The following is a 20,172-nucleotide window of genomic DNA, read 5'->3' as shown; positions in this document are numbered from 1 at the left end:
CAAAGTTGTATATATACGGCAGAGGTTACCTTTGTCGTATTTTTTTATATAGTTTTAACGCATAATTATAGACATGTTAGTTTAAATATTAATTGATTGTAAAAATAAGAGAGGTGTATAGAGTGAAATTATTTGGAAACATGAATGTAAAAAATAATGAATTATATATTGGTGGTATTAGTTGCAGCGAACTTGCAAAGGAATATGGTACGCCGCTTTATGTAATAGATGAAGATTTAGTTAGAGAAAATTGCAGAAGTTATTATAAAAGTTTTCAAGCGCAAAGTGGTATAAATAGAGTAGCTTATGCAGGCAAAGCATTTCTTCCAGTAGCTATGTGTCAAATTATAAAAGAAGAGGGGCTTAGTCTTGATGTTGTGTCAGGTGGGGAACTTTATACAGCATACAAGGCACAATTTCCAATGGATAAGATATTATTTCATGGCAATAATAAAACTTTAGATGAAATAAGAATGGGAGTAGAGCTTGGTGTTGGAAGATTCGTTGTCGATAACTTTTATGAAATTGAAATAATAAATGAGATTGCCAAAGCGAAAGGGATTATTCAAAAGGTTTTTTTAAGAATAACACCAGGAATTGAAGCCCATACTCATGAATATATAAAAACAGGGCAGATAGACTCAAAATTTGGTTTTACACTTCAAAATGGTGATGCGCTTGAAGCAGTTAGAGATGCAATAAAATTTGAAAATGTTGAACTTGCGGGTTTACACGCTCATATAGGCTCTCAAATTTTTGAAATAGAACCTTATATAGAAGAAGTAGATACTATGCTTGAATTTATTAAGGAAATAAAAGATAAATTTGACTATGAGATTAAAGAACTTGATCTTGGTGGTGGTTTTGGAATTTATTATAAAGATGGGGATGAACCTAAAGAGGCTAAGGAATTTTGCAGCGAAATATTAGAGGAAGCCCATAAGAAAAGCAATAAACTTTGTATGGAACTTCCTAAACTTATTATAGAACCTGGAAGATCTATAATAGGTAATGCAGGAACTACCTTATATACTATGGGTTCTATAAAAGATATACCTGGAGTTAGGAAATATATTTCCGTAGATGGTGGCATGAGTGATAATATAAGACCTTCGCTTTATAATGCAGAATATGAATGCGCTGTTGCCAATAAATTTAATAATGATAAAGAAAAGGTAACAATATCAGGCAAGTGCTGCGAGTCTGGTGATATTTTACTCAATGATGTTAATATATCAGAAGCTGAAAGTGGAGATTTACTTGTAGTTGCTACGACAGGAGCATATGGATATTCGATGTCAAGTAATTACAATAAAATACCTAGACCAGCTGTTGTTTTAGTTAAAGATGGAAATGCAAAACTTATATGCAAGAGGGAAAGCTATGAAGATATTATAATGAATGAACTAAGCATTTAATTACAGAGTACAGATGACAGAGTACAGAGTACAGAGTACAGTGAAGGATGATTTACCTTTCGCTTCTCTCAGGTAAATCTTAAATTTAAATAGTATAAGCTTCGCAAGCACCATATATGGTGCTGTTGCGTAAGCAATAAAAAATAAGTTTTCAGATCTTTCTACGCTTGCGTAGAAAAATCATCCTTCATTGTGCATTGTGAACAGTGAATTGTGAATTGAAAATATTAGCATAAGGATACATTTGGTATTTATAATTTCAATGTTTCAGGTTGTCTATCTTTATATATGAAAGTTTATTTAATCTTAAATTTTAGTACCATTTCAGTAAGTCTTTGCGAAAGCTCCGCTTGATTTTGAGCTGTTGATGCAATTTCTTCTAAAGCCTGAGTAGTTTCAGTTATGCTTCCCTTTATTATTTCTGTTTGATTGCTAGATTCTTGTGCCATTTGGGATATTGTTTGAGAAGCTTCTGTTACTTGATCTGCGGTAGCAGTAAGTTCTTCTGACATACTAGCAATTTCTTCTGACATTTTACTTACAAAGCTAGAGTCATTGTAATATTCTATTCCTGCATTGCTATACATATTTAATTGCTCATGTACATCTGTATTGATAAATTCTAATATTTCATTTGCTGTATCAGTGCTACTTTTAAATGCATTTTCAACTTGCAATATTGTTTCCTTAATATTTGCTACGGCTTCGGAAGATTGTTCTGCAAGTTCCCTAACTTCATTGGCTACAACAGCAAAACCTTTACCATGCTCACCTGCACGAGCAGCCTCAATATTTGCATTAAGTGCAAGTAAATTGGTTTGCTCAGATATTTCTGCTATGGTATCTGACATAATTCTAATATTATGTACTATCTTACCATCATCAATGGCTTTCAACATTTTATTTTGTTTTTCAGCAAATATATTTCTAGTTTGTTCAATGGCTTTTTGACTGTTGATTTTTACATTAGTGGCTTTTTCTTTAGCTTTACTTGAGTTATTACTTCCGTCTATAGACTTTTGTGAAAGTTCATTAATACTTGAACCAACTTCTTCTATGGAGGCATTTATTTCTTCTATTCCAGCAGTTGATTGCTGCATGCTGGCTGAAATATTATTTACAGATTCATCTATGGTTTCAGCCTTTGAAGCTAATTCTTCTACAGTTGCAGAAAGTTCTTCGCTAGCTGCACTAATATCTTGAGAGTTATCCATAATAGTTCTAACCAGTTTATTTACATTAGCTTGAGCTGTATTTAAATCAACAGCCACTTGTCCAAACTCGTCCTGCCTTGAAATTTTAATTGGTAATGAAAAATCATAAGAAGCTAATCTTTTTGACAAATCTTTTATGATATCGAGAGATTTAATTACATCAGTTGACAATAAGAAACCAAGTAAAATTGCAACTGCAAAACCTATCAAACTAAATAAGAATATAATTAGATTAAAGTTAACATATGTTGAGTGGATATTTTTGTTTGATAATTTTGCATTATCTAAGTTTATATTTATTAATGTAGCTACATTGTTAAACATTTCATCAGTATCTTTAATCATGTTATTATATTCTTCTTTTGCGTCATTATATTTATCATCATCAATAAGTTTAATTAAAGTATCATTTGAAGCTGTATATTCATTTAAATCGGTAAGAAAACTTTCATAAGTATTTTTTTCATTAGAAGACATGAGTGATTTATCTAAACTAGCTATGTAAGTTTTATTTTTATTTTTATTGTATTCAATATCTTTTTCTAATATATCCTTTTTATCTGGATTTTTTATGTATAATAATTCTAATGTATCACTCTTGATTTGAGTTAAATTTTGATTCATATCAGTAATCATATAAGCAGTTTTTAAATTTTTTGAATATAAAATATTTGCACTGCCATCTACAGCCTTTAAGGATAAAGCCCCCATTATGCCTCCAACAGCAATAAATATGGCAACGATTAAAAAGGTGCCAATTAATTTTGTTTTTACCTTTAGTTTTTTAAATAAATTCATCTCTACACTCCCCTTTTACCCAACTGATAATTCTTTTAAAAATATACATTAAAAGTAATTTTGACTTTTATAAATAAATGATTATACTATTCATTGAACAAAATAAATATTTTGTATAGTTTTAAGACGAGTTTTTAACAATAATATGGAACTTAATGTAATAAATTCACTAAAAAAGACGTATTTTTTTATAAAAGTTACATAATAAGTAAATTACATATACAATATTTACTTATTCTACAAATTGTAATATACTAAAATTGTACAAAATATTTATAATGTATCATTATTTACTAAGGGGAATGTAGAAATGATAAGAAATGCCCAAGTTAAAATTAAATATTTAACACAAAAAGAAACAAAAGCATTATTCAATGCTATAGAAAATTCATGTACTGCACATTCAATCCGTGATTTGGCTATATTTAGGGTAGCATATAGATGTGGACTTAGAGTATCAGAAATATCAATGCTAAAGTTGGAAAACTACAATATGGACAAGGGACAAATTTATTGTATGCGCTTAAAGGGAAGTAATAATAATACCTTGCGTTTAGATGAAAAAGCTAAGGATGCTTTAGACAGATATATACATGAGAATAATATAGTTTCGGATTCGCAAGTGTTATTTACAAGTCAAAAAAATAATCCAATATCAAGACAAACTTTAGATTACTTAATGAAAAAGTATTGTTCATTAGCCGGAATTGAAGATAAATCAAAATATCATTTTCATGCACTTAAACATACAACTGCTGTTCATCTTGCAGAATGTGATATGGATATTAAAGAACTTCAGTGGTGGCTTGGACATAAATCTGTATCTAATACGGAAGTGTATTTTCAATTTACAACGAAACAACAAGATAAAATGTATGAAAAGCTTAAGGGAAAAACGGAAATTGTTTAAGATACCTAAATAGAATGAATTATAGAACCTTTCAATGTTTGAATTAGTAAGGGTTCTATTTTTTTGTTTAAAATTTAAATATAAGGGAATAATAATTTAAGTTAGATTTTTTAAGATATATAGTTTCAATTTGAAAAGTACGTAGCCGAAAGGATGAATTATTATGACTTATTTGTATTTAACGTTAATAATATTTGCGCTTTTAATTCTATCTTATACGATTATAAATTTATCAATACATAAGACAAATGTTTTCTTTAATGATGTACCACATATTGATGATGTTGAAAACGAAAAATTAGGTAATCATGCAGAAAAGCTTTCGGAGTATCACAAGGTTACTAAAAAATCCAGCAGCAGGAGGGTCTTGATGAAAAGACTCGATAAAAGTTATGCTGCAATTTTAAGGGGATACGAGTATATAGATAGAGATGTAAGAAATAAAAAGGAAATAGTGCCAGCTGCAGAGTGGCTTCTTGATAATTTATATTTAATAGAAAAAGAGTATAAAGATATAAAACACAATATGCCTGAAAGTTATTATAAGAGCTTACCTAGAATAGACAAAGGTTCGCTAAGAGGATTACCAAGAATATATCATATTGGAGCTGAAATTATAGCACATACTGATGGTAAAATAGATGAAAATACCATAATATCTTTTATAGAGGCATATGAGAAACATACAGTACTTACAATTGCCGAACTTTGGGCTTTGCCTATAATGCTTAGAATAGCTTTGATTCAAAATATAAGCAGTGTTACAGAAAAAATAGTTTTTGCGCAAAGGGAAAAAAGAAAAGCAGATGATTTAGCTGATAAAATTATAAATCTTTCGGATAAAGAATTAGATGAGCAAAATATAGAAAAAATGTTTAGAGGTAAAAATATTTTTTCAACACATTTTATGGAAAGATTTCTTAAAGTTTTAATGGATAATGGAGTGGAAAATAAAAAAATATATGATTATATAGATAAAATAATGAATATTGAAGAGATAGACAGCAATAAAATGATAATTCTAGAGCATCAAAAGCAAGCAAGACTTCAATTATCTATGAGAAATTGTATAAGTGCTATAAGGGAAGTGGAAGCATTAAACTGGAGGGAATCTTTTGAAAAACTTAGTTTGGTTGAAAGAGTTCTAAAGGAAGACCCAGCAAATGTATATAACAACATGGATTTTTCATCTCGAGATTATTACAGACATCAAGTAGAAAAATTATCTAAGTATATGAGAGTTCCTGAATCTTATGTAGCCAAAGCTGCAATTAAGTGTGCAAAAGAACAAAACAGTTCGGATATTTTAAAAAATCATGTTGGATATTATTTGCTAGATGATGGTATTAAAATTTTGAAAACAAAAATCAAATTTACAGAACATGGTATTGGAGGGGCTTTTAATTTTATAAAACGCTATAGAGTTGCTTCATATATTTATACAAATGTTATTGGAACATTACTTTTAGATTTTGTAATACTTTGGATAATATATATTACTGATTATTATGTAATGCCATGGAAATATGTTTTAGGTGGTTTAATAATTTTAATTCCATGTTCTGAAATAGTTAATTCAATATTAAATTGGAGTATAAACCATTTAATAAAACCTACATTTGTTCCTAAAATGGAGCTTAGTGCTGGAATTCCGGGTGATGCTAAAACTATAGTTGTAATTCCTTCAATTTTGAATAATGAAAATAGAGTAGATGAACTTATTAACAATATGGAAGTTTATTACTTAGCAAATAGGGAAAAAAATATTTATTTTGCTCTTCTTGGAGATTTTAAAGATAGTGTTAATGAGAAGGAAGAGTCAGATAACAGTATAAATAGAGCTGCATTAAAGCACATAAAGGCTTTAAATAGAAAATACAGTACAAATGGTAAGGAGATATTTTTCTTTTTTAATAGGTATAGACAATTTAATGAAAGTGAAAATTTATGGATGGGTTGGGAAAGAAAACGTGGTAAGCTTATGGAATTTAATTCTCTTTTAAGGGGAGATAAAAACACTAGTTACAATGTTATGAGTGGAAATTTAGAACAGCTTTATGACGTAAAATATGTTATAACTCTTGATGCTGATACAAGACTTCCTATAAATGCTGCTAAAAAGCTTATTGGTGCAATGACTCATATATTAAACAAAGCGGTTATTAAAGAGGATAAAGTAGTGCGTGGATATGGAATTATGCAGCCGAGAGTTAGCATTAGTACAGTTAGTGCAAATAAAACTATGTTTTCAAGTATATTTTCAGGTGAAACAGGAATTGATACCTATAGTACGGCTGTATCAGATGTCTATCAGGATTTATTTGCTGAAGGAATATTCACTGGTAAAGGAATATATGATATAGATGTATTCCAAACTATGCTTAAAGCTCAATTTCCCGAGAATACTGTTTTGAGTCATGATCTTCTTGAGGGTTCATATGCAAGAACAGCACTTGTAACAGATATCGAACTTATGGATGGATATCCTGCATATTATTCTTCAAGTTCAAAAAGATTGCATAGGTGGGTAAGAGGAGACTGGCAGATAGCAAGCTGGATATTTAAAAAGTCACCCATAAATGCACTTTCAAGGTGGAAAATTATTGATAATTTAAGAAGAAGCTTAGTTTCAACAAGTATAATTATTCTAACTATATGTTCATTTACTGTGCTCCCATATAATCCTGATAGATGGTTAAGTATTGCATTTTTAGCATTGATATGTCCATGGCTTTTTGATGTTTCTGAGGTTGTAGCGTCTCCTATGAGGGGGCTTAGTTTATCTGGAAAAATAAATAATAGTAAGACGGTAATTGAGCAAGTATTCCTAATATTTGCATTTTTGCCTTACAAAGCATTTTTAATGTTAGATGCTATAGTTAGAACTTTATATAGACTTTTGATTAGCAGAAGAAATTTGCTTGAATGGCAGACTGCAGATGATGCTGAAAAAACCTCAGGAAAAAGCTTAAATTATTATATTAAAATGATGTGGTCTTCTAGTGTAATTGCAGTAGCAATAGGTGGATTTGCTTTTGCAAGAGAAGCAATTATGGGAATAATTATGTTCCCATCTTGTGTAGTATGGTTTATAAGTCCCGCAATTGCTTATTATATTAGTAGAGAAAGAAAATTAAATAATGAGAAAATAAATATACATGATACAAAACTTTTAGCAAGATTGTCTAGAAAAACTTGGGCATATTTTGAGGACTTTGTAAATGAAGAGTCTAATTTTCTTGCTCCAGATAATTATCAAGAAGAATATGATAAGGGTGTTGCCTTTAGAACATCACCAACTAATATGGGGATGGGACTTACCTCTAATATAGTTGCATATGATTTGGGCTTTATTGGAATAGGCGAGCTTGTAGAAAGACTAAATAAAGTTCTTTTCCAAATGGAAACTTTACCTATGTATAGAGGGCATTTTTATAATTGGTATGACACAAAAACTAAGCAGCCTCTAAATCCACGGTATATATCTACAGTAGATAGCGGAAATCTTGTAGGATACTTATGGCTTATAATAAGTGCCTTGAATGACTATAAAAATATGCCTTTAATTAATTCAAAATATAAAAATGGTTTAAAGGAAACAATAGAAATTGCAAATGAAGAAGCCAATAAAAATATTGATTTAAAAGCATATTATGATGATATACTTGATGAATTTGATAAAAATAATTTTGACTTAGTAGGGTGTAGAAAAATTATTTTAGGTGTAATAAATAAAGCTAAGTCTATAGAAGAGAAATATACTTCTGACAAAATTTATTGGAATCTAAAGGTTAAAAATGTTTGTAATAAGTTTATAGGTGAAATTGAAAAGTTTGTACCTGAATTAAATTTTATATTAAATAATAAAGATGAAGAGGAATATATCTATTATTTAAATAAAATTTGTATGAGTACAAAAATAAAGGATATTGATTATGAAATAGAAAAAGTAAAAATGCATGTATCAAAGCAAATTAAAAATAATCCAAATAAAATGGATACATTGCTTAGGCTTATGGATCTTCTAGATATGCAGAAAAAAGAAATAGAAGGCTTAATAAACGACATAAATAATTTAATAGATAGATTTAAAAATTTGGCAAACTCAACTGACTTTGGAATGTTATTTGATAAAAAAAGAAATCTCTTTGCAATAGGTTATGACATAGATAGTGATAGTCTTGGAAAAAGTTATTATGACCTTTTAGCATCAGAAGCAAGGCAAGCAAGCTTTATTGCTATTTCAAAAGGAGATATTCCTGAGTCACATTGGTTTAAGCTTGGTAGAGCTATGACATCGGTGGCTGGTAGAAAGGGCTTAGTTTCTTGGAGTGGAACTATGTTTGAGTATTTTATGCCGCTTATAATAATGAAAAATTATCCTGATACTCTTTTAAATGAAACCTATAAAACAGTTGTAGAAAGTCAGAAAAAGTATTGTAAAAGCAGGGGAATTCCTTGCTGGGGAATTTCAGAATCTGCATTTTATAAGGTTGATGTAGATAAAAATTTTCAGTATAAGGCCTTTGGGGTTCCTGGCATAGGTTTAAAAAGAGGGCTTGCAAATGAACTTGTTATATCTCCATATTCAAGTGTTATGGCTCTTCAATTGGATTTAATTGGAGCAATTCAAAACATTAAAAAACTTATTGCAGAAGGAATGGAAGGCAGATATGGACTTTATGAGGCAATAGATTACACAAAAGACAGAATGGAAAAAGGAAAAGAAAAGTCAATAGTAAGATGTTTTATGGTACACCATGAAGGAATGAGTTTAATGGCATTAGATAATGTGTTAAATAATAATATCCTTCAAGAAAGATTTCATTCTCTTCCAAGAGTTAAGGCTGCGGAACTTCTTTTGCAGGAAAGAATTCCAAAGAGGGTTGTATATGATAGAGAGCAGGCTTTTGAAGTTGCTGAATTTAAGGATGAGAGACAAAATATTATAGCAAGAACCTTTAAAACTGCAAAAACAGAAATTCCAGAGGTGCAGCTGCTTTCAAATGGAAACTATTCTGTAATGATATCAAATAGTGGAAGTGGCTACAGCAGAAAAGGCGATATTGATTTATATAGATGGAGGGAAGATTTAACCAAGGATGACAATGGAATGTTTTTCTATATAAAGGATATATCAACTGGAAAGTTGTGGAGTGCAACTTACGAACCATGCAAATCAGAGGGTGATTCGTATGAGGTAATGTTTACTTTTGATAAAGCGGAATTTAAAAGAAGAGACGGAGGCTTAGTAACAAATACTTCAATAACAGTATCCAATGAAGAGGATGCGGAGGTTAGAAAAATATCAATAACTAATCACGGCAATACTTCAAAAGTGATTGAGATAACAAGTTATTCTGAAGTTACTATAGCTCCACATAATGCAGATTTGGTTCATCCTGCCTTTAGTAATCTTTTTGTTAGCACAGAATTTGTAGAGGAACCTCAATGTATTCTTGCGACGAGAAGACCAAGAAGTGATAAAGAAGATAGGCATTGGATTATGCAGAGTATGGTAGTTGAGGGGGAAACTTTATCTAGGGTTGAATATGAAACCAGTAGAGTAAACTTTATAGGTAGGGGCAAAAATAGATATAATCCGGAAGGAATTAATAATCCTCTTAAAAATACTGTGGGAGATGTTTTAGATCCAATAATAAGCATTAGAAAGAAAGTAAGAATCGCTCCCGGAAAAACTTGCAGCATATATTATATTAATGCAATTAGCAAGTCTAAAGAGGAGTTAATAGGTATAGCTAATAAATATAGTAGGTATCACAGCATAAAGAGAGCATTTGAATTGGCATTAACTCATTCACAGGTTGAGCTTAAATATATGGGAATAAAATCGCCACAGGCAAATATATTTCAAGCAATGGCATCTAGAATATTATTTATAAGTGACAATTTAAAAAATAGGGAAAAGTATGTTAAAAACATAAAAAAATCGCAGCCTGATTTATGGGGGTATGGAATTTCAGGCGATTTACCTATAGTTCTTTTAATCGTGAGGGAAGAAAATGACATAGGTCTTGCAAGGCAGATGCTCACTGCTCAGGAATATTTAATAAGCAAGGGTTTAAAAATGGATCTTGTAATTATTAATCTTCAGCAGAGTTCTTATATTCAAGTATTACAAGATTCATTAAGGGATACAATAGCTTCCAGCCATATTCGTGATAGGCAAAACAAATCAGGCGGAGTATTTTTGTACAGTAGAGCAGAAATGCCTAAGGATTATATAGAATTTTTGATTGGTATAGCTAGATTTGTTGTGGCTCCTGAAAATGGACTCCTAGTAAGTCAAGTTAAAGTGGAAGCACGCAAAACTAATCAGATTCCAGATTTAAAAACTGAAAAGATAGAATATGAGGTAAAGCCATATAAATTTGATGTAGGTAATTTAAGATTTTTTAATGAGTATGGTGGATTTAATGACAATGATAACTATGTAATTATCTTAAATGACAATAAAAATACTCCTGCACCATGGATAAATGTCATTTCTAATGACAAATTTGGTTTCCATGTTTCTGAAAGTGGAGCGTCATACACCTGGAGCAGTAACAGTAGAGAAAATAAATTAACAACTTGGTATAATGATCCTGTATCAGATCCTCTAGGTGAGGCACTTTTTATACGTGACGAAGTAACAGGTAAGTTCTGGAGTATAAGCCCTAAACCAGTTAGAGATAATAATGATTATATAATTGAACATGGTTTTGGTTATTCAACTTTTAAACATTACTCAGAAGGTATAATAGGAACTATGAGTATGTTTGTTCCTATGACTGAAAGTTTAAAAATAATAACTGTAAAATTAAAAAATAATACCAATATTTTGAGAAAGTTATCTTTAACTTATTTTGCAGAACTTACTTTGGGGGTTGTTCCGGAGCATACAGCTTCATTTGTTTCGACATATGTAGAGGAAAATGATAAATTCATTTATGCTCAAAATCCGTACAGTACAAATTTTGGTAATGCTTTTGCTTATCTAAAAATAGCTGGTGGTGAAAATGAAAGTTTTACTGGTAGTAGAAAAGAATTCATAGGAAGAGGAGGAAAAATAGAAAATCCTCAGTTTATGGTAAAAGAAAGACTTTCAAATGATGTTGGTAGTGGTGAAGATCCATGCATTTCTGAAAATGTTAAAGTAGAGCTTAAGCCTAATGAAGAAAAAGAGCTCATAATTATGTTTGGTCAGGATATGTCTATTGAAGTAATAAAGGAGATAACAGAAAAGTATTCATCTTTTGAAACTGCTAATAAGGAACTTCAAAATACTATAGAATACTGGAATTCCCTTCTCCATACTATAACTGTTAAAACACCTGATGAAACTATGAATTTAATTATGAATGGTTGGCTAATGTATCAAACTATAGCCTGCAGGGTATGGGCGAGAACTGCATTTTATCAATCTGGAGGAGCTTATGGTTTTAGAGATCAGCTCCAAGATGTAATGTCTTTGAGCTATATAAAACCACAAGTTACAAGAAATCAAATTTTGATAAATGCTTCAAGACAATTCATACAAGGAGATGTACAGCATTGGTGGCATCCTGTAGTTAACAGTGGTATAAGAACTAGATTTTCAGATGATTTATTGTGGTTACCATTTGTAACAATTGATTATATAAAAAATACAGGAGATTACTCTGTTTTAGATGAAAAGGTTAATTATATTGAAGATGATCCTTTAAGGGAAGGCGAAGATGAAAGATATAATGTAGCAAGGCTATCTGAAAAGTCAGAGACAATTTATGAGCACTGCTTAAGAGCCATAGAAAAGGGTCTTAAGTTTGGAATTCATAATATACCTTTAATGGGCAGCGGCGATTGGAATGATGGTATGAATACCGTTGGAAATAAAGGTAAAGGTGAAAGCGTATGGCTTGGATGGTTTATGTATTCAATTTTAAAGGATTTTAAAGGTATATGTGAACGTAAGGGTGATGAATATAGGGTTCAAAGATATGGAGAACTTAGCGAGTTTGTAAGAGAAAATATTGAGAAAAATGCTTGGGATGGAGAATGGTATAGAAGAGCTTATTTTGATGATGGCACACCTCTTGGTTCTTCTGAAAATGATGAGTGCCGAATAGATTCTCTTGCACAATCTTGGAGCATTATATCTGGAGCTGCACAGCCGGCACGTGCGGAAAAGGCAATGAGTTCTCTTAAAAAATATCTTGTAAAAGAGGATAAAGGTGTAATTTTATTACTTACTCCACCATTTAATGAATCAAAATTAGAACCTGGCTACATAAAGGGTTATGTACCAGGGGTAAGAGAAAATGGAGGTCAGTACACTCATGCAGCAACTTGGGTAATTTATGCTATGACAAAGCTTGGCCATGGTAAAGAAGCCGTTAAAATGTTTAATATGATAAACCCTATAAATCATGCTAAATCTTATTATGATTGTCAAACCTATAAAGTAGAACCGTACGTAATGGCGGCAGATGTTTATGCAAAGCAGCCTTATGTAGGAAGAGGTGGCTGGACTTGGTATACAGGTACTGCTGGTTGGATGTACAGAATTGGAATTGACGGTATTTTAGGTTTGAAACTTGTAGAAGGACGCGGTTTTGCTATAAAGCCATGTATCCCAGAAGATTGGAGTGGCTACAGTATAAAATACAGACATGAAAATGCCACATATAATATAGAAGTTTATAGAGGTGGAAATAAGGAAATTACCCTAGATGGAAGTAAAATTGACGGAGAGGTAATACCATTTTCTGATTATGGTGAGCATAAGGTGGAGGTAATTATATAAAGCATTAAACCAGAGTACAAAGTATAAAGTACAAAGTACAGTGAAGGATGATTTACCTTTCGCTTTGCTTAGGTAAATCTTAAACTTAAATGTTGTCAGCTTCGCTGAACAACATTAGGAACTTGAGTGTGTAAGCAATCAAAAATAAGTTTTAAGATTTTCTGTAGCAAAGATTATTAATATACAAAGTTTTATTGCACTACTATTGACAGTGCATCTACTAAGTTAAAGAACCTACATGGGCTAAGCCCAAACCCCTAGTAAGTGTATCCTTAACTGTACTCTGTACTCTGTCAGTTGTACTCTGAATAATTATAGTATAACTTGATTCTAGTTAAATCAACTTGACAAAGCTTCATAGTTCTATTACCATAGAACTATGAAGAATATAGATTTAATAAAAATATTTAAAGCACTGTCGTGTGAACAAAGGTATAAGCTTTTTAAAATGCTATATGAATGGTATGAAACAACTAATAATGTGGAAAGTGAGTATTGTTTTGATGAAGGAGTTGAAAAATGTTTTACAAAAGCATGCTGCTGTATGAAATTATCACGTTCAACAATATCACATCATTTTAAAGAACTTCAAAATGCGGGACTTATAGAATATACAAGAAATGGTCAATGCTTTACATGCAAAATAAATTTAGAAGCTGTAAATGCAGTGAGAAATTTTTTGAAATAATTTTTTAAAAATTGGGTAAGAATAAATTATACATTTATTGTTCGATTGTTAGCGAACAATAGTATGCTATATTCAAAAGTTAAGGAGATTTTTATGTTGGAATTTAAGAATATTACTATTGAAGATAAAAGTATATTTGATATGTATTTAAAAGGATATGATTTTAGAACTAGTGAGTATTCTTTTACTAGTTTACTAATATGGAGAAAAGGCTGCGATATTCAATATTGTATATATGAAAATGCACTTATAATAAAGAAGAAAGATTTTAAAGGCAAATATCATTTTATGCAGCCTATTGGTTATAATAAAGAAAATTTAAGAAAAATAGTTGAGAAATTAAAAGAATATAAAGAAGAGAACAATATGGATTATCTTTTTAAAGATGTTGAAAATTCTTTTTTAGATGATATTAAGAATATTTATGGAGAAAAATTTGATGTTGAGAATGATATTGATAATTTTGACTATATATATCAAAGTGAAAAATTGATAAGTTTATCAGGAAAGAAGTTGCATGGTAAAAAAAATCATTACAATAATTTTATAAAAAACTATAATTATAACGTAAAAGATTTTTCCGAACCAAATGTAGTAAAAGAGTGTATTGCAGCTGCTGAAAAATGGTATGATGAAAATTATAATGGAGATAGTTATTTAACTTACGAACTTGAAGGAATAAAAGAGATTTTAAGTTATTTTGATACATTAAATTTAAAAGGATTAGCTGTTTATATAGATAATGAATTGGCTGCATTTACTATTGGAGAAATTGTAAATAACAACATGGCTATAGTTCATATTGAAAAGGGAAGAAAAGACGTTAATGGAATATATGTTTTTATAAACAAAACTTTTGTTGAGCGTTATTTTAGTGGAATAGAGTATATTAATAGAGAACAAGATTTAGGCATTGAAGGCCTAAGAAAAGCCAAAATGTCATATCAGCCAATAAAACTTGAAGAAAAATATTGTGTAAACTTATAATACAGAGTACATGGGGCTGATGAACAAGTAATAAACATTGCGAACCAAAGGTTCTTTGATTAATCTCACTACCTCTTTATTTCACAATGTTTAAATAAGTTCATTAATTAATATACCGATTAGCATCTTCTAAAATATTACTTGGTAAAAAATTAAATTTTCTGCACTAGCCCAAAATTCCGTAGGTACGGAGGAATTTTCACACTAAACCACTGTAAATGCGAAGTAAGTGTGGTTCAGAATGGTTTAAATAAAATTTTAATAAATCTTAGAGTGAAATATTTAAAAGACTTAGATATTTTAATTGTTTGAGCGTTTTTTGCGAGTTATTGAAATATCTTAGGATTTTAAATATTTCACTCTTAGACTTATTAATTTTATTTAATATTCTGGACTACACTTACTTCGCATAAGATTAGTATCTTCTATTTAATTTCCTCTCAATCAAGTCAACAATTAAGTACATCAAGTATGCTAAAATTGAAAGAATGACTATACTCATCATAACCATATCAAGGTTAGAAATTTGTCCACCATATACAATTAAAAATCCAAGACCCTCTTTTGCAACCAAAAATTCTCCCATAATAACGCCAACCCAAGATAAGCCTACGCTTATTTTTAAAGCTGATATTAAGGTTGGAATGGAAGCTGGAATTATTAAATTCATAAGTATTTGAAATTTTGTAGCACCAAAGGTTTGGAGCAGTTTTATTTTATCGGAATCAACTGCATTAAAACCATTTAATGTAGTTATTATAGTTGTAACTATTGAAATTAAAAGGGCTATTAGTATAATTGCCTTCATGCCATTTCCAACCCAGAAAATAATTATTGGAGCCAAGGCTACTTTAGGTAGGGAATTAAGTACTACAAGATATGGATCTAATACTTTTGATGCAAAAGTGGACCACCATAAAAGTATGGCAATAATTGTTCCTAGAATAGTTCCAGAAATAAAACCAATAATTGTTTCAAAACAGGTTATACCTATGTGAGTAAATAAAGTTCCTTCACTGTATATTTGTATAAGGCTTTTAACCATTCTAGAAGGCGTACTTGTTAGAAATGGATCTATCCAGTTTAAATCGCCAGCTATTTCCCATAAAGCAAATAATATTAGCAGTATTGAGATTCTTGTTATTCTTATTTTTAGTTTTTCCTTTTTTAAGCTAGCTATATATTTTTTTTGTTCTACAGTTTCACTCAATTTTATCCATCTCCTTCCATATGAGATCAAAGTAAATTCTGAAATTTTCATCTTCACGTCTTTCAATTGGTGAGGCTTCTTTTAAATCAATGCGCACATCCTTTTTTATATAAGCAGGACGTTTGGATAATATTAATACTCTTTCAGATATTGAAACTGCTTCAGCGATATCATGTGTCACCATAATTGCGGTTTTTCCCTCTTTTTTTATTATGCCGCATATTTCACTGCCAACATTTAATCGTGTTTGATAATCTAAGGCTGAGAAAGGTTCGTCTAAAAGTAAAACTTCTGGATTTAAAATTAAAGTTCTAATTAAGGCGACTCTTTGACGCATACCGCCCGATAGCTCATTTGGATAATGATTTTTAAAATCTTTAAGATCATATTTATCTAGAAATTCATCTATCTTTTTTTTACTTTCCTCTGTATATTTTTTTTGAATTTTAAGACCGAGAGCTATGTTATCTTTTACTGTGAGCCACTCAAAAAGGTTATCCTTTTGAAACATATAGCCTATTTTTGGAGAAACATTTTTTATTGGAACACCATCCAAGTATATTTCTCCACTTGAAGGTTTCAGTAATCCAGCGAGTATATTTAAAAAAGTTGATTTTCCACAGCCCGATGGTCCAACTATGCTTATAAACTCTCCTTCTTTTATAGAAAAAGATATATTCTTTAGTGCTTTTGTTTCTGCCATTAATGAATGATAATTAACAGAAATATTTTTAACATCAACTTTATCCATTTTATTATCACCTTTCTCTTAATTCTCATTTAAAATTTCTACGATTTATTTGATTTTCTGTACAGCTTCTTTTGCGAAAGTTGTATTTACAATTGTATTAAAAGAAGGTCTTTCTTTTATAAGATCTGATTTATAACCTTGTATTATATCCATAAGCCTGGTTAAGTCTTCTTCTTTTAAAATAGGATTTGAGCAGTACGCGTCTATACTTCTATAATTTTTTATTGAGTTTTCAAGTAAGCTTTCATTAGTCCCAGGGAAAAATGATTTTATAGCATTTGCAACTTCTTTATCTGAATGGTTTTTTACCCAAAGTTGACCTTTGTATATTGCATTTGTGAATTTTTGTACAACGTCTTTATTCTTAGATATATAAGATTTTGTAGCGAAAAAGCAGGTATATGGAAGGGTACCAGCTTCAGCACCAACAGATGAAACAATATATCCTGATTTACTTTCAGTAAGCAAGCTGCCTGTAGGCTCAAAAAGAGTAGCATAGTTACCGGTTCCGCCTTTAAAGGCACCACCAACAGCACTAAAATCTATATTTGTTATTACATTTACATTTTTGCCGGGCTTAAGTCCTTTGTTTTTAAGTACATATTCAAGTGCCATTTCTGGAACTCCGCCAGGTCTTCCACCAATTATAGTTTTGCCTTTTAAAGAAGTCCAATCAAAATTTGTTTCCTCTTTTCTACCAACTAGAAAGGAACCATCTTTTTGAGTAAGCTGAGCAAAAACTATAGGATAATCTGATCTATGTTGATTGTAAATATAAATAACTTGTTCAGGGCCGCAAAAACCTATATCGGCATTTTTACTTAAAACTTCCTGCATTGTTTTATCTGCACCTTGACCAGTCGATATATCTAGATTAATTCCATTTTCTTTAAAATATCCGTTATTTATAGCCGCGTACATAGGTGCGTAAAAAACTGAACGTGTAACTTCATTTAATCTAACCTTAGTAACATTTTTATCAGTTTTTTTCCCGCAGGCTGAAAATAGAGTGGTAAGCATTAAGGCAGAAGCTAAAAGTGATAAAACTTTTAAAGTACGATTTTTCATGAGAACCTCCATAATTTAGTACTTAGTTCATAATATGAAGAACAAGGTACTTAAGTTATTGTTTTGTACAAATATTTAAATAGTATAAAATTTTTTTATATTTAAATACTAATTATAAAAAGAGGAGGAGATTATTGTGGATAAAGCAAGAGTGGAAGAAATACTTGAATCTAAAGGTGTTATAGAGGTGACATATAAGAATAATCCTGTATGGTTAGAAGGCATTAGCACAAAGGAAGATGGCAAGATTTTGGTAAAGGATTTAATTACGGATGAAAAGTATGAAGCTGATATTAGAGAATTGAAAGAATGACAATATAATATTGGATAAAGTTACTAAATATTCTTTGATTATCTTAGTATATGTAGTATAATAAAGTAACATTTATTAAGAGAGGTGAAGGATATGGATATTAAAAGCTATGCAACATTGCACAATGGTGTAAAAATGCCTTGGATAGGCTTTGGTACATTTAAGGTTAAAGATTATGATATAGCGGTAGCATCAGTTAAAGAGGCATTGAGACTAGGGTACAGGCATATAGACACAGCTGCTGTATATGGAAATGAAGAAGCAGTTGGAGTTGGAATAAAAGAAAGCGGAGTTAAAAGAGAGGACATATTTCTTACAAGTAAAGTTTGGAATAGTGATCAAGGATATGATAGTACCTTGAAGGCTTTTGAAACTTCTATAAATAAATTAGGTGTAGATTATCTTGATTTGTATTTAATCCATTGGCCAAAGGCATTAAATAAAGAAACTTGGAGAGCTTTAGAAAAACTTTATAAGGATGGAAAAGTAAGAGCAATAGGTGTAAGTAATTTTAAAGTTCATCATTTAGAGGAGCTTTTGGAAAGTGCTGAAATCGTGCCAATGGTAAATCAAGTTGAGTACCATCCTGAATTTCCTCAAGCAGAAGTACATGAATACTGCAAAAATCATAAAATTCAGCTTGAAGCCTGGGGACCACTTATGCAGGGGAAAATATTTAATATCCCACTTATGCAAGAGCTTTCCGTAAAATATGGAAGGACTATTTCGCAAATAGTTTTAAGATGGGATTTGCAAATGGGAGTTGTAACTATACCTAAATCAGTTACTCCATCAAGAATAAAAGAAAATATGGAGTTGTTTGACTTTGTAATATCAGAAGATGATATGAAGAAAATAGAAGCTTTAAATAGCGAAACGAGGATAGGACCAGATCCTGATGAAATAACATTTTAAGCATATAGAGAAAATTAAAGAATAAAGTTCTAGATGGCTAAAAACCTATCTGGAACTTTATTTTTTTAAATTATAGTGTAACGTTAATTTTAACGCTGGAAATACAAGGATAAGCATTTATTTCAAATATATATTTTTACTCGTATCCTTTTCTAAATTATGAAAATAGTTAATAACAAATTTCATAAATTGATGTGCTGCTTTAGATATATACCTATCTTTTTTCCAACATAAGTTAATAGTTCCTTTGCAAGCTACATCTTGGATTCTAATCAGGTTTATTTCTAGGTTTGGATCTATTTCTAATATTAATGGAGTAATAAAAGCAAGACCTAAGCCATATTTTACATAGCGAATAATTGAAAGAGGTTCATTACTTTCAATTATAATATTTGGGTTAAAACCAGCTTGATAACAAAAATCGTCTGCTATTTCACGAAGACCATATCCCTTAGGCATGCTAATAAAAGGTTCATTTTCTATATCGTGAAGAGATATACTATTGCATTCAAGTAAAGCATGCTTAGGAGGTAGGGCTAAAAATGCTTCTACATTAATTATAGGAACTTCTTGAATACTAGGATGCTTTGAGGAAGAGATAGGTGTGACTGATATTCCAAAGTCCACTTGTTCGGATTCTAATAAATTTCTAATATTTGATGTAGTAGCTAATGTTTGTTGAAATTTAATATATGGATATTGATCAACAAATTTTTTTAATAAAGCAGGCATAAAAATACTGGTGTTAACCGCTAATGAAATTTTACAGTTCTTAATATCAGACAAATCTAAAAGTTCACGTTTTGCCTCGATTAATTCACTAAATATTTTATCTACATGGGATAAAAAACTTTTTCCAAAACTATTTAATTTAATTTGTCTGCCTACTCTATCAAAAAGAGGAGTCCCTAATTCTTCTTCCAATTTAGATATGGTACGGCTTAATGAAGGCTGGGCAATATGAAGTTCTTCGGCAGCCTTTGTAATGTGCTCTAATCTAGCGATGGTTCTGAAGTATTGCAATTGTAGTAAATCCATAATAACTCCTTTAATAGATAAATCGTTTCAACTTCTAAATTGATTTGTTTTTAATAACAATTTTGATATGAAAT

The 20,172-nt window shown here is 30.5% G+C and carries 12 protein-coding genes; 7 read left to right on the top strand and 5 right to left on the bottom strand.

The window, feature by feature from the left end; translation table 11 throughout:
* The first annotated feature begins 122 nt into the window (after window positions 1–122).
* Window positions 123–1,418: a diaminopimelate decarboxylase gene (lysA, locus tag CUEA01_RS18825; protein ID WP_234123468.1), complete on the top strand. Its 1,296-nt coding sequence runs from the start codon at window positions 123–125 to the stop codon at window positions 1,416–1,418.
* Window positions 1,419–1,714: 296 nt separating this feature from the next.
* Here lysA and CUEA01_RS18820 read toward each other — a convergent pair whose 3' ends face one another.
* On the bottom strand, window positions 1,715–3,430 hold the full coding sequence (locus CUEA01_RS18820; protein WP_234123467.1) for a methyl-accepting chemotaxis protein: 1,716 nt from the start codon (window positions 3,428–3,430) through the stop codon (window positions 1,715–1,717).
* A gap of 310 nt (window positions 3,431–3,740) precedes the next feature.
* On the opposite strand from CUEA01_RS18820, the gene CUEA01_RS18815 reads away from it, so the two are divergent.
* From CUEA01_RS18815 to CUEA01_RS18800, 4 genes are all read left to right on the top strand, one after another.
* Window positions 3,741–4,340 carry a tyrosine-type recombinase/integrase gene (locus CUEA01_RS18815; RefSeq protein ID WP_234123466.1) on the top strand — a complete coding sequence of 200 codons (600 nt, stop codon included), beginning with the start codon at window positions 3,741–3,743 and terminating at the stop codon, window positions 4,338–4,340.
* A 163-nt stretch (window positions 4,341–4,503) separates the two neighbouring features.
* Window positions 4,504–13,128, top strand: a complete 8,625-nt coding sequence (locus CUEA01_RS18810) for a GH36-type glycosyl hydrolase domain-containing protein (protein ID WP_234123465.1) — start codon at window positions 4,504–4,506, stop codon at window positions 13,126–13,128.
* A gap of 379 nt (window positions 13,129–13,507) precedes the next feature.
* Complete coding sequence (locus CUEA01_RS18805; RefSeq protein ID WP_234123464.1) at window positions 13,508–13,816, top strand: ArsR/SmtB family transcription factor; 309 nt, start codon at window positions 13,508–13,510, stop codon at window positions 13,814–13,816.
* A 93-nt stretch (window positions 13,817–13,909) separates the two neighbouring features.
* The gene (locus CUEA01_RS18800) at window positions 13,910–14,803 is read left to right on the top strand and encodes a DUF2156 domain-containing protein (protein WP_234123463.1); all 894 of its coding nucleotides are present in this window, start codon (window positions 13,910–13,912) and stop codon (window positions 14,801–14,803) included.
* Between the two features lie 415 nt (window positions 14,804–15,218).
* Here CUEA01_RS18800 and CUEA01_RS18795 read toward each other — a convergent pair whose 3' ends face one another.
* Genes CUEA01_RS18795 through CUEA01_RS18785 form a run of 3 tightly spaced genes read right to left on the bottom strand, consistent with a single transcriptional unit; the run spans window position 15,219 to window position 17,832 of the window.
* Window positions 15,219–16,064 (bottom strand): ABC transporter permease, encoded by an 846-nt coding sequence (locus tag CUEA01_RS18795; protein WP_407929271.1) that lies wholly within the window; start codon window positions 16,062–16,064, stop codon window positions 15,219–15,221.
* Window positions 16,006–16,764, bottom strand: coding sequence for an ABC transporter ATP-binding protein (locus CUEA01_RS18790; protein WP_234123461.1), 759 nt, complete (start codon window positions 16,762–16,764; stop codon window positions 16,006–16,008). Before CUEA01_RS18790 ends, CUEA01_RS18795 begins: the two co-directional genes overlap by 59 nt.
* A 45-nt stretch (window positions 16,765–16,809) precedes the next feature.
* Window positions 16,810–17,832, bottom strand: a complete 1,023-nt coding sequence (locus CUEA01_RS18785; RefSeq protein WP_234123460.1) for an ABC transporter substrate-binding protein — start codon at window positions 17,830–17,832, stop codon at window positions 16,810–16,812.
* Window positions 17,833–17,968: 136 nt separating this feature from the next.
* Here CUEA01_RS18785 and CUEA01_RS24760 point away from each other — a divergent pair, with 136 nt between their 5' ends.
* Both CUEA01_RS24760 and CUEA01_RS18775 read left to right on the top strand, forming a co-directional pair.
* Window positions 17,969–18,145, top strand: a complete 177-nt coding sequence (locus CUEA01_RS24760) for an H-type small acid-soluble spore protein (RefSeq protein ID WP_234123459.1) — start codon at window positions 17,969–17,971, stop codon at window positions 18,143–18,145.
* 93 nt (window positions 18,146–18,238) lie between these two features.
* Entirely contained in the window at window positions 18,239–19,060 is an 822-nt protein-coding gene (locus CUEA01_RS18775; protein ID WP_234123458.1) for an aldo/keto reductase, read from the top strand.
* 117 nt (window positions 19,061–19,177) lie between these two features.
* Here CUEA01_RS18775 and CUEA01_RS18770 read toward each other — a convergent pair whose 3' ends face one another.
* Entirely contained in the window at window positions 19,178–20,098 is a 921-nt protein-coding gene (locus CUEA01_RS18770) for a LysR family transcriptional regulator (RefSeq protein WP_234123457.1), read from the bottom strand.
* Window positions 20,099–20,172: the final 74 nt, after the last annotated feature.

Source organism: Clostridium hydrogenum, assembly GCF_021432385.1.
Classification (GTDB): Bacteria; Bacillota; Clostridia; order Clostridiales; family Clostridiaceae; genus Clostridium_S; species Clostridium_S hydrogenum.
This window is presented reverse-complemented; position numbering and strand designations above follow the sequence as displayed.